Below are 13139 nucleotides of genomic sequence, written 5' to 3'. Positions count from 1 at the left end.
CCCGGTGATGCGGCAGGCTGGAGGAATGACGGCGGACCGATGGACAGAGGCGGTACGGCACCCTTTGGGCTTCGGCAGACTGCTTCCGCTGGGTGGCCCGCACGACGGGGCCTGGCTCGCGGAGGCGGCGGCCGACGGGGTGCTGCGACGGGCGGCGACCGAGGTGCCGGGTGTACGACTGGGTGCGCTCAGGATCGCGCCGGCGGATCCGGCCGACGTCCAGGAGCCGGCCGTACCCCCACCGCCCGGCGCCGTCCCACCGGGTCCGCTGCGCCTGACGGCGGACTTCGCGGCGACCGCCGCGGAGCCCCTGCCGACAACAGCAGCCGCGCTGCGCCGGGCCCTGGCAGCGGCCACGGACCGCCTCGGACTGGCGGTGACCGAAGTGGACCTGCGCGTGACCGACCTGCTGGACGAGGACACGGCGGAACCGGCGGCCGTACGTCCGCCTCGGCCGCCGTCGGTCCGGGAGGGCACCGATCCGGAAGGGGCCAGGGTCACCGCGGCGGCGCTCACCGTGCCCGGAGTGGACCGGGTCACGGGCGCCCTGAGCCGCGAGATCCACTTCGACGCCGCACTACCGCGCCGCCACGTCCGGGTGGAGGTCGCGGTGAGCGACGGCCTGCGGGCCGTGGAGGTGGCCCGGCAGGTCCGTACGACGGTCGGCGAGGCGTTGGACGATCAGCCGACAGTGGCTGTACTGGTGACAAGCGTCGATTGAAGCGCGCCCCTCAGGGGCGCGGGGCCGCATTCGATGTGCGGCTCCGCCGCGTGGGCGCGACCGGCCCCCACCGGCCCGCAGCGAACTACTCCCCCACCCCCGCGAGGTCCCGCAGCCGCCGAGCCTGCGCCTGCCGCTCGGCGGCCCGCTGCTCGTCATACGTACGACCCCCGGCACCGCGCAGCAACGCCTTCGTCTCCACCACGGCGTCCCGCGGCGCAGCCAGCAGCGCCCCGGCCAGGTCCCGCACGGCCGCGTCGAGTTCGCCCACCGGTACGGCCACGCTCGCCAGCCCGGAGGCCACCGCCTCCTCGGCCAGCACGTACCGTCCGGTCGCGCAGATCTCCAGCGCGCGGGCGTAGCCCACCAGGGAGACCAGCGGATGCGTACCGGTCAGGTCCGGCACCAGCCCCAGGCTGGTCTCGCGCATGGCGAACTGCACGTCGTCCGCGACGACGCGCAGGTCACAGCCGAGGGCAAGCTGGAAGCCGGCCCCGATGGCGTGTCCCTGCACGGCGGCGATCGACACGATGTCGTTGCGCCGCCACCAGGTGAACGCCTCCTGGTATTCGGCGATGGTCGCGTCGAGTTCGGCGTCGTCGCGGTGCGCGAGCTCGATGAAGGTCGGCTCGCCCGGGATCCCTTCCGGCGTGAACATCTGCCGGTCGAGGCCCGCGGAGAAGGACTGGCCCTCGCCGCGCAGCACGACAACCCGGACCGACCCCGGCAGTGACCGCCCGGCCTCGGCCAACGCCCGCCACAGTGCGGGGCTCTGGGCGTTGCGCTTGGCCGGGTTGGTCAGCGTCACCGTGGCGAGCGCGTCGTCGACGGTGAGCCGTACGCCGTCCTTGTCGAGAACAGGAGTGAGGTCCTGGTCGGGCGAAGCCATGGGGCGCCTCCGATGTGTGCGGTCATCACGCATTGCCGTACGGCATGCTAAGTGACTGCACAGTAACCACCCGGTCGATCACCCGACCGACCGGGTGGCCACCATCGAAGCCGATGGGCCGCCCGGGGTCAGGACGCGGCTTTCTTGCCCCGCGTCGCCCCGCCACGCCCACGCAGCGTGACACCCGACTCACTGAGCATCCGGTGGACGAAGCCATACGAGCGGCCGGTTTCCTCGGCCAGTGCCCGAATGCTCGCACCGGAGTCGTACTTCTTCTTCAGGTCTGCCGCGAGCTTGTCGCGCGCGGCGCCGGTTACCCGGCTGCCCTTCTTCAGAGTCTCGGCCACCCGTGCCTCCTCATGGGAAGTGCGCTCTGGTCCCCTCATGATCACCCCTCCGGGGCGTGATGGCCACCCATTCGGCAAGGTCCGTGAGACATCGTTGTGACGACAGGAGCACATCCCCACAAGCGGAATCTGTGATTCCGGTGAGAGTTGTCCACACGGCCGAACGGGTTCATTCGTGAAGTACCAGGTCAGGCACGACGAGCGGCCGACCCCTTGTCGACAATGGGATCGGCCGCGAAATCGATGTAGGACACACCTCGATACGAGGAGATCTCACACAGATGATGGATCACCGATAGGCCGAATGATCCATAGCCAGTGGATCAGGCATTCGATCAAACGACGGCGACACACGCGTTCCACGTGTTCTCAGGCGAGGGCGACGAGGTCCGCGTAGTCGGCGCCCCACAGGTCCTCGACACCGTCGGGCAGCAGGATGATCCGCTCGGGCTGGAGCGCCTCGACCGCGCCCTCGTCGTGGGTGACGAGGACGACCGCGCCCTTGTAGGTGCGCAGGGCCCCGAGGATCTCCTCGCGGCTGGCGGGGTCGAGGTTGTTGGTCGGCTCGTCGAGGAGCAGGACGTTCGCGGAGGAGACGACCAGGGTGGCGAGGGCGAGACGGGTCTTCTCGCCGCCGGACAGGACGCCGGCCGGCTTGTCGACGTCGTCGCCGGAGAACAGGAACGAGCCCAGCACCTTGCGGACCTCGACGAGGTCCATGTCGGGGGCGGCCGAGCGCATGTTCTCCAGGACCGTGCGGCCCGGGTCCAGGGTCTCGTGCTCCTGCGCGTAGTAGCCCAGCTTGAGGCCGTGGCCCTCGATGACCTCGCCCGTGTCGGGCTGCTCCACGCCGCCGAGCAGGCGCAGCAGGGTGGTCTTGCCGGCGCCGTTGAGGCCGAGGATGACGACCCGGGAGCCCTTGTCGATGGCCAGGTCGACGTCGGTGAAGATCTCCAGCGAGCCGTACGACTTCGACAGCCCCTCGGCGGTCAGCGGGGTCTTGCCGCAGGGCGAGGGCTCCGGGAAGCGGAGCTTGGCGACCTTGTCGGAGACCCGGACGGCGTCCAGGCCGGCCAGCAGCTTGTCCGCGCGGCGGGCCATGTTCTGCGCGGCGACCGTCTTGGTGGCCTTCGCCCGCATCTTGTCCGCCTGGGAGTGCAGCGCGGCGGCCTTCTTCTCGGCGTTGGCGCGCTCGCGCTTGCGGCGCTTCTCGTCGGCCTCGCGCTGCTGCTGGTAGAGCTTCCAGCCCATGTTGTAGACGTCGATCTGGGAGCGGTTGGCGTCCAGGTAGAAGACCTTGTTGACGACCGTCTCGACCAGGTCGACGTCGTGGGAGATCACGATGAAGCCGCCGCGGTAGGTCTTCAGGTAGTCGCGCAGCCAGACGATCGAGTCCGCGTCGAGGTGGTTGGTCGGCTCGTCGAGCAGGAGCGTGTCCGCGTCGGAGAACAGGATCCGGGCCAGCTCGATACGGCGGCGCTGACCGCCGGAGAGCGTGTGCAGCGGCTGGCCGAGCACCCGGTCGGGCAGGTTGAGCGCGGCGGCGATGGTGGCGGCCTCGGCCTCGGCGGCGTACCCGCCCTTGGTGAGGAACTCGGTCTCCTGGCGCTCGTACTGCTTGAGCGCCTTCTCGCGGGTGGCGCCCTGGCCGTTGGCGATGCGCTGCTCGTTCTCGCGCATCTTGCGGATCAGTACGTCGAGGCCGCGCGCGGACAGGACGCGGTCGCGGGCGAGGATGTCGAGATCGCCGGTGCGGGGGTCCTGCGGGAGGTAGCCGACCTCGCCGGAGCGGGTGACGGTGCCCGCGGCGGGGATGCCGTCACCGGCCAGCACCTTGGTCAGGGTGGTCTTGCCGGCGCCGTTGCGGCCGACCAGCCCGATGCGGTCGCCCTTGGCGACACGGAACGTGGCGTTCTCGATGAGGATGCGGGCACCGGCGCGCAGCTCGATACCGGAGGCGGAGATCACGGACAGACTCCAGAGCGTACGGAGAGTGACGGGTGGGCGGCTGAGGACGTTCCCGCCGTCTAATGCGCGAGGAGAATGGCCATGGGCCAAGTCTAACGGGGCGGCGCAAGCGCTTTTTCGGTGCGCGCGTGTTCGGGGCGGCCGGCGCCGGGGCGGTCGTTGCCCAGGGGTGCGCGGTGCGGGGCGATCCCGCCCAGGTCGTCCACGGCGACGAGCTGCGCGGTCCAGGCGCCGTACCGACAGGGCTGGGCGACGAGCAGGGCGGTGCCGTGACGAACGGCACGCTCCGGGTGGAACGCGCATCCCGCGCGGGCGGGCAGCAGCCAGCGCAGGTCGCCGTCGGCGGTGCGGTAGGCGGCGATGCGCGACGGGGTGACGACGGCGAGGATGCCCCGGCCCAGGGGGCGCAGGACTCCGGTGCCGCCCTGGCGCCGGAGCCAGCCGGTGGCGGCGGGCAGGGCGCGGTGCCAGCGCACGGCGCGGCCGTCGGTGTCGGTGACGAGCCCGTCGTCCCAGAGGGCGATCGCGTGCCCCCGCGCGGGCAGCACGCTGAGCGGCCGGCGGCCCACGCGCGCGTACCGCCACCGCAGACTCCGCCCCTCGTAGGCCTCGACGACGTCCCCACGCGCGCGTGCGGTGTGCGCGGGCGGGCCAGGGGTGCCGGGCGTGAGGTGGTCGCCGTAGGGGGCCGGGCGGATCGCGTGGGCGACGGCCAGCAGGGCGGTCATGACGAGGAGGGCGCCGGCGACGGCCAGGGAGCGGTGGGGGCGGAGCGGGCCGAGGGAGCGCTTCCGGGTGGGGTGCGTCGGCGCGGGGGCGGCCGGTGGGTGCGCCGGGTGATGCGCCGGAGGCCGCGCCGGGGAGTGCACATGGGAGCGGGTCGGATGGTGGGCCAAGGAGTGGGCCGCTTCGTCCGGGGGGTTCTCCGCTTCGGGTGGCGCGGTCCTCCCGTACGGCAGAACGGCCACCGTTTCCCCCCTTCGGCGCCCGGTCGGGTGCCCGTGTCCCATGGATCAGGCGCAGAGCGTAGCCACGCCCGCGAGGCGGGGCCGGGCGTGACGCGGCGGCCGCGCGGGACGTCGCCCGATCGGGGGTCGGTCCGGCCACCGACGCGAAGTGGCGGCGCGAATGGCGCAAGGTGGATGCGGAGGGGTGCAGCGGTATCCGGGGGACGGTGCGGTGCGAGCAGGAGGCGGTGCCCCATGCAGTTCGACGACGACGCGAACCTGGACACCTCCGAGGTCCAGGACGTGCGCGGCAGGCGGGTCCCGGGCGGGAAGGCGACCATCGGCGGCGGCCTGGCCGGTCTGATCGCGCTGCTGCTCGCCCTCTTCTTCGGTGTCGGCCCGGACCAGCTGGGCCTCTCCTCCGGTGACAGCTCGCCCGCGCCCGCCTCCTCCTCACTGGCGCAGGTGCAGCAGAGCTGCCGTACCGGACAGGACGCGAACACCAAGGAGGACTGCCGGATCGTGGCGGTGGTCAACAGCGTGCAGGACTTCTGGAGGCAGGAGTTCCAGGAGCGCCGGGGCACCTACACCGCCGCCCCCACGGTCTTCTTCACCGGGCAGGTCGGCACCGCGTGCGGGACGGCGACCTCGGCGGTGGGCCCGTTCTACTGCCCGCGCGACCGGAAGGTCTACCTGGACCTCGGCTTCTTCGACGAGCTGCGGTCCAAGTTCGGGGCGAGCGGCGGGCCGTTCGCCCAGGCGTACGTCGTGGCGCACGAGTACGGGCACCATGTGCAGGACCTCATGGGCACGTTGAGCCGGTCGCAGGACAACATGACCGGGGTGAACAGCAACGCGGTGCGGGTGGAGCTCCAGGCCGACTGCTACGCGGGGGTGTGGGCGCGGCACGCGACGACCACGAAGGACGAGTCGACCGGCCGGCCGCTGATCACCAGTCTGACGAACGCCGACATCCGGGACGGCCTGGACGCGGCGGCGGCCGTGGGCGACGACCGGATCCAGGAGCGGTTCCAGGGGCGGGTGACCCCGGAGACCTGGACGCACGGGTCGGCGCAGCAGCGGCAGGCGTGGTTCTACCAGGGCTACCGGACCGGGGACATGGCCCGCTGCGACACCTTCCGCTGAGCCGCCGGGCCACTGCGCCGATGCGCTGCCGGACCGATGCGCTGCCGAGCCGCTGACCTGCAACGACCGTGCGGGCATGGGACGTTGTCAGTGCCGGGTGCGAGACTGTGCAGCAGGTCGGAACGACGGCTTTCGGGGGACCGGCACACGAGGGAGTGATCGGGATGGCAGGTACGACCGGCGGACGGCCGAGCATCTATCCGTCGCTGCTGTACGCGGACGCGAAGGCGGCGATCAAGCAGCTGACGGAGGCCTTCGGCTTCACCGAGCTGTCGGTGTACGAGGGCGAGGACGGCATGGTGCTCCACGCCGAGCTGGTGCAGGGCAACGGCGCGATCATGCTGGGTTCCAAGGGCCGCGGCGGCCGCTTCGACGCCGCGATGGAGGGCGCGGGCCCGGCCGGGGTGTACATCGTCGTGGACGACGTCGACGCACACCACCAGCGGGCCGTGGACCACGGCGCCGAGATCCTGATGCCCCCGACGGACCAGGACTACGGCTCGCGGGACTACATGGCCGTGGACGTCGAGGGCAACGTCTGGAGCTTCGGCACCTACGCCCCCGAGATAACGGCCTGACCCGGGGCCCCCTGACCCGGCCCCCGTCGGCTATCCGCCGGTGTGCACCTGGAAGGCGGCCCGGCGGACGGCCTTGGCCAGCGCCGGGTCGGGGTGGGCCGCGGCGAGCGCGACCAGGACCTGCACGGTGCGCGGGTGACCGACGGCGCGCACCTCGTCGAGCAGCGCGGGGACGGTGGGCTGCAGCGCCGACTCCAGATGGCGGACGAGCAGCGGCGCCTCGCCGTGGTCGGCGACCGCGGCGGCGGTGTCCACCCAGAGCCAGGTGGCCTCTTCGCGGGTGAGCACCTCGTGGGCGTCCTCGGGGTCGACCCCGTCGTGCTCGGCCAGCCACAGCAGGGCGTACGGCCGCAGGGTGGGCTCGTCGACGACCGCGCGGACGTCCGGTTCGGCGGGGGCGCCGACGACCCGCAGCGCCTCGAAGGCGAGACCGCGCAGCAGGGCGTCCTCGCCGCGGGCGGCGTCGACGAGCTCCGTGACGGCGCCGCCGACGGGGCGGGCGGCGAGCCAGGCGCGGTACTCGGCGCGGGCCGCGTTGGGGCGGAGCTGGGCGCAGCCGCGGAGCATCTCCTCGGCGGCGACCTCGATGTTGCCGGCGGGGCTCTGCGCGGCCACGCAGATCTGCTCCAGCTTGACCCAGACCGCCCAGCTGCCCAGCGGGGTGAGGGTGGCCTGGCCGTCGCCGTAGGTCAGCGCGCCGACGGAGCCGAGGGCGTGCAGGGACCAGTCGAGGAGGGGGGCGAGCTCGGCGTTCTCGGCGGGGGCGGGGTCCTCGGCCGGTGCGCGGTCCGCCGGGTCGGCGTCGGCGGAGCGCAGGGCGGCGACCGGCCCGGCGGACCCGGTCCCGTTCTCCGTGTCGTAGGGCACCTCGCACCGCTCGGTGCGCAGTTCGGTGACCCGCTGCCGGAGCAGGTCCAGGAGCTGCTCGACCGGGACGGGGCCCGCGGACAGCTGGAGGAAGGAGAGCACCTGGGGCATGGCCGAGACGACCTCGGCGACGGCGCCCGCCTCGACGTCCGTGGGCTCCGGATGGGCGAGCGACCAGGCGTCGAAGAGGGCGACCCAGCCGCGCAGTACGGCGCTGTCGTCGCGGTCCCAGGCGCGCAGGCGCCAGCCGGGGCGTGCGCTGTCGCCGTGCACCTCGACCAGACCGGCGAGCCGGGCGGTGTCCCAGTCGGCCCGGATCTGAGCCACGGTCAGGCCCAGGTCGCCGGCCGCGCGTTCGGCGGTGGCGTCGGCGAGGGTGGCCTTGCCGTCGGCGGTCGCGCCGTCGCTGCCGGGGCCGAGGGCCGCGTCGGCCCAGTGGGCGACGCGGGCCGCTCCGGCGAGCCCGGAGCGTGCCATTCTGGCCAGCTCGCCGGGGGCCGGGGTGCCCTCGGGCGGGCGTGGTGCGGGGCGGCGCGCGGGCCGCTGGTTCATCGCTCGGGGGGCGGCGGCCAGGGGTCGCGTTCGGACGAGTCGAAGCCTTGAGTCGCGCGGGATACGGGACGTCACGGGTGCAGTCTTCCGGTTGACGGTCCGAAAACCCAAACGGAATGTCACGGCGGGCGACGGGGCTGGCCAACGCACGGGGTTCGGCGGGAGGCGGGGAGACATGTTCAGGCCAGTGGTACGGCCTTAAACGGAACCTGTGCGACCGACTGGAATCAGGGCCTCCGACCCGGGCCGAGGCGGCGCGCCGGGTGGGACCGCAGATGCGGGAAGAATCACATCGCGGGGCGCGCCCGGGGGGGACGGCGGGGAGGACGGGGCGGGTCTGCCCGATACCCGGAGGGGACGGGCCCAGGGATGGTCAGGGGCGGCTCTGCGCGATGCCCGGAGGGGGCGGGTCCTGGGGATGGTCAGGGGCTGGTCCGGGCGATACCCGGGGCCGGGGGGGTCCCGGTGACCCAAGGAGTCCCGAGGGCTGTCGCTGGGGCGCGTCCGGGGATGTCGCGGAGCCCTGTGCGGGGGGGATGCCGCGGAGCCCTGTGCGGGGGGGGGGGATGCCGCGGAGCCCTGTGCGGGGGGATGCTGCGGAGCCCTGTGCGGGGGGATGCTGCGGCACCTGCGCGAGGAGAGGGATGCGGCGGGCCCTGTGCCAGGGGATGTCGCGTGGGAATGCCGTCACATCAGGGGGGTGAGGAAGCGGCGGAGTCGCTCCTCGTAGTGCTTGGGGTCGGCGTTCCACATCGCGCCGTGCGGGGCGTCGGGCACGGTGTACAGGGCGACGCGGTCAGGGCTCCGGGCAGCGAGGCGGCGGGAGTGGAGCCAGGGGGCCACCGTGTCGTCGGGGCCGTGGATGATCAGGGTGGGCACGGTGGGGTGGTCCGGGCCGACGGGGTCGGCGAGGTGGTCGGGATGCAGGCCGGCGCGGCCCTGGGCGGCGCGCACCGCGAGCGGCAGCAGGGGCTCGGGGGTGTGCCGGGCCTGGGCGAGGGCGCGCAGGGTGGCCTCCCAGCTGAGCACCGGGGAGTCCAGGACCAGCCCGGAGACGCGCTCGCGCAGTGCCGAGTGGGCGGCGGCGCGCAGCGCCATGGTGGCGCCGGTGGACCAGCCGTACAGGACGACGCGGCGGGCGCCGTAGCGGACGGCGTAGCGGATGGCCGCGTCCAGGTCGCGCCACTCGCTCTCGCCGAGGTGGTTCAGGCCGTCCGGGGGGCGTGGGGCGCCGAGGTCGCCGCGGTAGGCGAGGGCGAGGACCGGCAGCCGGCGGCCGTGCAGGAACCCCATGACGTTCATGGCCAGCTCGCGGGTGGTGCCCAGACCGTGCACGGCGATCACCCAGGTGTCCCGGTAGCCGGGCACGAACCAGCCGGGCAGCGGGCCGAGTTCGCCGGGGATGTCGATGTCGGCGCACTCCAGGCCGAGCGCGGCCCCCGGGTCGCCGATGTGCACGTTGGGGGTGAGCCAGACCTTGTCGCCGGTCTCCAGGGTGCCGTGGGTCACCCGCTCCAGGCGCCGTACGACGCTGTCCGGGGTGCTCTCGGCGGACTCCAGGACGGCGCCGACGACCGCGTGCGTGCCGTCGCCGGCCAGGCCGTACCGGCCGGGGCGCAGCGAGGCGAGGTCCCGGGTGAGGGTGATGCGGCCGGCCGCGGTGGAGTGCACGGTGAGCCGGGGTTCGGTGGGCAGGGGCCGGCCCGGCTGCGCCTTGAGCGCGGCGCCACTGGCGAACCGCCCCGCGGCCACACCGGCCGCGCCGGCGGCGAGTACGGCACCGACGGCGGCGGCCGTGACTTTGACTGGGCGCACCTGTCCAGTGTCGGGGCGGACCGGGACGGCGGCCAGTGGAGGGAGACGCGTCTCCCCCAAGGGACCGGACCGCCAAGGAACCGGACCCCGCCAAGGAACCGGACCGCCAAGAGACCGGACCCGCCAAGGGACCGGACCCCGCCATGGGCCCGCGACGGGACCTGGCCCCGTGGCCTTCACTCCTTCCGCTGTCCGTATCCGCGCAGCTTCTCCCCCGCCTCCGCCACCTGTTCCGCGGAGAGCAGGGTCGGGGTCAGGCCGGGCACCGAGGACGCCGTCAGCCACAGGCGGCACATCCACTCCAGCTGGGCGGTGCGGTCGTAGGCCTGGGACAGGGTGGCGCCGTGGGTGATCGTGCCGTGGTTGCGCAGGAGGCAACCGGAGCGGTCGGTCAAGGCGCGGAGCATGTTCTCGGCCAACTCGTCGGTGCCGTAGGTCGCGTAGGGGGCGACCCGGACGGCGCCGCCGAGGGCCCCGGACATGTAGTGGATCGCCGGCAATTCGGGGACGAGCGTCGAGACGGCCGTCGCGTGGACGGCGTGGGTGTGGACGACGGCCCGGGCGTCGGTGGCGCGGTAGACCGCGAGATGCATCGGCAGCTCGCTGGTCGGGACCAGGGCGCCGAGCACCTGTCGGCCGGAGAGGTCCACGCCCGTCATGTCGTCGTCGGTGAGCCGGTCGTAGGGCACGCCCGACGGTGTGACCAGCACGGTGTCGCCGACGCGCACCGAGACGTTGCCGGAGGTGCCGACGACCAGTCCGTCGGTCACGGTGCGGCGGGCCGTGGCGACGAGTTCCCGCCAGGCGCTCGCCTCCGCCGCGCGTACATCGCGCCTTCGCGGCTCCGACACACCCTGTGCGCCACCCCGTTCAGCCCGCCCGTCACGCTCGTCCCGCCACCGCTCAGCCATGGCTCGATCCTGTCAGCCGACGCCCCGAACGGCCCGCGCGGCAGGGCACTTTAGGCCGGGTGTCCCGAATCCAGTAGAGCGCAAATCACTGCAAAGAGCCCTATGTCAAGGCTTGGCTGAAGATCGCCGATCATAGGCCGATCTTCCAATAATCTCTGGACGATTTTCCGTGCGCGTTGCCATTCCGGGGGGAAACATGGCCCGTGACAGCTCTCCGCCGTACCGCCACCGCCACCGCCGTCGCCACCGCGTCCGCGGCCTCGCGGCGTCCGTGGCGGCGCTCGCCCTCGTGGGGGCCGCGACCGCGCTCGCCGGGGCGCCGGCGTCCGCCGCGGACCCGCCGAAGGGGCACGACGTCTCCTCGCACCAGAAGAACGTCGACTGGTCGGGCGCCAAGGCGAAAGGCGCCCGGTTCGTCTACATCAAGGCGACCGAGTCCACCACCTACCGCAACCCCTACTTCAGCCAGCAGTACGACGGCTCGCGCAAGGCGGGGATCCTGCGGGGCGCGTACCACTTCGCCCTGCCGGACAAGTCGTCGGGCGCGCGGCAGGCCGCCTACTTCGTGAGCCACGGCGGCACCTGGACCGCCGACGGCTGGACGCTGCCGCCCGCGCTCGACGTCGAGTACAACCCGTACGACAAGAAGCACCGGTGCTACGGGCTGAGCAACTCCGGGATGGTCCGGTGGATCAGGTCCTTCAGTGACGAGCTGAAGCGGGAGACCGGCCGGCGGCCGGTGATCTACACGACCACCCACTGGTGGAACCTGTGCACCGGCGGCAGCAGCGCCTTCGCCGCCGACCACGCGCTGTGGATCGCCCGCCACGGCTCGGCGGACGCGGGAACGCTGCCGGCCGGATGGTCGTACTGGACCTTCTGGCAGTACGACAACAGCGGCAGCCTGCCGGGTGACCAGAATCTCTTCAACGGGTCGATGGGCCGGCTGAGGTCGTTCACCCTGGGCCGCTAGCCGCGAGGCCGACCAAGGGGCGCCTGGGCCGCCGGACCGGAAACGGAACGGCGGCCCGGGCGTCCTTCTTCACAGACCCGATCAGTGACACTCCAACGCCCACCCCAGTTCACCTTCCGTTCATCCAGGTTGCCTACGGTCCAACGGCTGATGACCTCTAAAGATTGTCTGGGTAAATGGAAAGCTTCTCGCTGATCCTCGCGATTGTGGTCGTCACCGCACTCGCGTTTGATTTCACGAACGGTTTCCACGACACCGCCAACGCGATGGCCACGACCATCTCGACCGGCGCGCTCAAGCCCAAGATCGCGGTGACCATGTCCGCCGCGCTCAACCTGGTGGGCGCCTTCCTCTCCGTGGAGGTCGCCAACACGATCTCCAAGGGCCTCGTCGACGAGAACGGCATCCGCCCCGAGGTCATCTTCGCCGCCCTGGTCGGCGCGATCCTCTGGAACCTCGTGACCTGGCTGGTGGGCCTGCCCTCCAGTTCCTCGCACGCCCTCATGGGCGGTCTGATCGGCGCCACCGTCGCCTCGGCCGGCTTCGGCGCGGTCCACGGCGACGTGCTCGTCGCCAAGGTCCTGCTGCCGGCGGTCGCCGCCCCGCTCGTCGCGGGACTCGCGGCGACGCTCGCCACCCGCCTGTCCTACGCGCTCTCGAAGAACGCCGAGGACGAGGCCACCCGCAAGGGCTACCGCGCCGGCCAGATCGCCTCGGCCGGCCTGGTCTCGCTCGCGCACGGCACCAACGACGCGCAGAAGACGATGGGCATCATCACCCTCGCGCTGATCGCGGGCGGTTCGATCGCCCCCGGCTCGAACCCTCCCACCTGGGTCATCCTCTCCGCCGGTCTCGCCATCGCGCTCGGCACCTACATCGGCGGCTGGCGGATCATCCGCACCATGGGCAAGGGTCTGACCGACCTTCAGCCGCAGCAGGGCTTCGCCGCCCAGACCAGCGCGGCCACCGCCATCCTGGCCTCCTCCCACCTCGGCTTCTCCCTCTCCACCACGCATGTCGTCTCCGGCTCGGTGATGGGCGCGGGCCTCGGCCGCAAGGGCGGCACGGTCCGCTGGTCCACCGCGACCCGCATGGTGATCGCCTGGCTGCTCACCCTCCCGGCCGCCGCGCTGGTCGGCGCGCTCGCCGAGTCCGTGACGGACCTCGGCGACTGGGGCACCGCGGTCGTCGCCGTCTTCCTGGTGGCCGCCAGCGCCACGATCTGGAAGCTGTCCCGCCGCGAGGTCGTGGACAGCGCCAACGTCAACGACACCGAAGCCGGCGAGCCGGCCGGTGTGGTGACCGCGGCGATCGCCGCCGTGACCCCGCCGCCCGCGGGCACCGTCACGGACGGCCTGACGGCCACCATCCCCTCCCCCGCCGCTCCCGCGACCGACCCGGCCGCCACCGTCTGACCCCCGAGGA

At 72.8% G+C, this 13139-nt stretch carries 12 protein-coding genes; 5 read left to right on the top strand and 7 right to left on the bottom strand.

Annotated features, from left to right (window positions below; genetic code table 11):
• Positions 1–25: 25 nt before the first annotated feature.
• Positions 26–721 carry a nucleopolyhedrovirus P10 family protein gene (locus ACIPSJ_RS08310; RefSeq protein WP_359220573.1) on the top strand — a complete coding sequence of 232 codons (696 nt, stop codon included), beginning with the start codon at positions 26–28 and terminating at the stop codon, positions 719–721.
• An 85-nt stretch (positions 722–806) separates the two neighbouring features.
• Here the strand turns inward: ACIPSJ_RS08310 and ACIPSJ_RS08305 are convergent, their stop codons facing one another.
• The 4 genes from ACIPSJ_RS08305 to ACIPSJ_RS08290 all read right to left on the bottom strand — a co-directional run bounded on the left by ACIPSJ_RS08305 (position 807) and on the right by ACIPSJ_RS08290 (position 4893).
• Positions 807–1610 carry an enoyl-CoA hydratase/isomerase family protein gene (locus tag ACIPSJ_RS08305; protein WP_355716030.1) on the bottom strand — a complete coding sequence of 268 codons (804 nt, stop codon included), beginning with the start codon at positions 1608–1610 and terminating at the stop codon, positions 807–809.
• Positions 1611–1738: 128 nt separating this feature from the next.
• Entirely contained in the window at positions 1739–1957 is a 219-nt protein-coding gene (locus tag ACIPSJ_RS08300) for a helix-turn-helix domain-containing protein (RefSeq protein ID WP_046727957.1), read from the bottom strand.
• 369 nt (positions 1958–2326) lie between these two features.
• Positions 2327–3925, bottom strand: coding sequence for an ABC-F family ATP-binding cassette domain-containing protein (locus tag ACIPSJ_RS08295; RefSeq protein ID WP_359220575.1), 1599 nt, complete (start codon positions 3923–3925; stop codon positions 2327–2329).
• A gap of 92 nt (positions 3926–4017) precedes the next feature.
• Entirely contained in the window at positions 4018–4893 is an 876-nt protein-coding gene (locus tag ACIPSJ_RS08290) for a hypothetical protein (RefSeq protein ID WP_401344436.1), read from the bottom strand.
• A gap of 234 nt (positions 4894–5127) precedes the next feature.
• On the opposite strand from ACIPSJ_RS08290, the gene ACIPSJ_RS08285 reads away from it, so the two are divergent.
• Positions 5128–6018 (top strand): neutral zinc metallopeptidase, encoded by an 891-nt coding sequence (locus ACIPSJ_RS08285; RefSeq protein WP_401344434.1) that lies wholly within the window; start codon positions 5128–5130, stop codon positions 6016–6018.
• A gap of 164 nt (positions 6019–6182) precedes the next feature.
• Positions 6183–6596 (top strand): VOC family protein, encoded by a 414-nt coding sequence (locus ACIPSJ_RS08280; RefSeq protein ID WP_355716021.1) that lies wholly within the window; start codon positions 6183–6185, stop codon positions 6594–6596.
• Between the two features lie 30 nt (positions 6597–6626).
• Here the strand turns inward: ACIPSJ_RS08280 and ACIPSJ_RS08275 are convergent, their stop codons facing one another.
• From ACIPSJ_RS08275 to ACIPSJ_RS08265, 3 genes are all read right to left on the bottom strand, one after another.
• Positions 6627–8015, bottom strand: a complete 1389-nt coding sequence (locus tag ACIPSJ_RS08275; RefSeq protein ID WP_355716018.1) for a hypothetical protein — start codon at positions 8013–8015, stop codon at positions 6627–6629.
• Between the two features lie 687 nt (positions 8016–8702).
• Positions 8703–9830, bottom strand: coding sequence for an alpha/beta hydrolase family protein (locus ACIPSJ_RS08270; RefSeq protein ID WP_401344431.1), 1128 nt, complete (start codon positions 9828–9830; stop codon positions 8703–8705).
• Between the two features lie 176 nt (positions 9831–10006).
• Entirely contained in the window at positions 10007–10741 is a 735-nt protein-coding gene (locus ACIPSJ_RS08265; protein WP_355716013.1) for a class II aldolase/adducin family protein, read from the bottom strand.
• Between the two features lie 196 nt (positions 10742–10937).
• On the opposite strand from ACIPSJ_RS08265, the gene ACIPSJ_RS08260 reads away from it, so the two are divergent.
• Positions 10938–11714, top strand: coding sequence for a lysozyme (locus ACIPSJ_RS08260; protein WP_401344429.1), 777 nt, complete (start codon positions 10938–10940; stop codon positions 11712–11714).
• Between the two features lie 176 nt (positions 11715–11890).
• Positions 11891–13129, top strand: a complete 1239-nt coding sequence (locus ACIPSJ_RS08255; RefSeq protein ID WP_359220586.1) for an inorganic phosphate transporter — start codon at positions 11891–11893, stop codon at positions 13127–13129.
• Positions 13130–13139: the final 10 nt, after the last annotated feature.

Origin of the sequence: Streptomyces sp. NPDC090088 (assembly GCF_044747345.1) — a bacterium.
GTDB lineage: Bacteria > Actinomycetota > Actinomycetes > Streptomycetales > Streptomycetaceae > Streptomyces.
The sequence above is the reverse complement of the archived record's forward strand: the minus strand, read 5'-3'. Positions and strand labels throughout refer to the sequence as shown.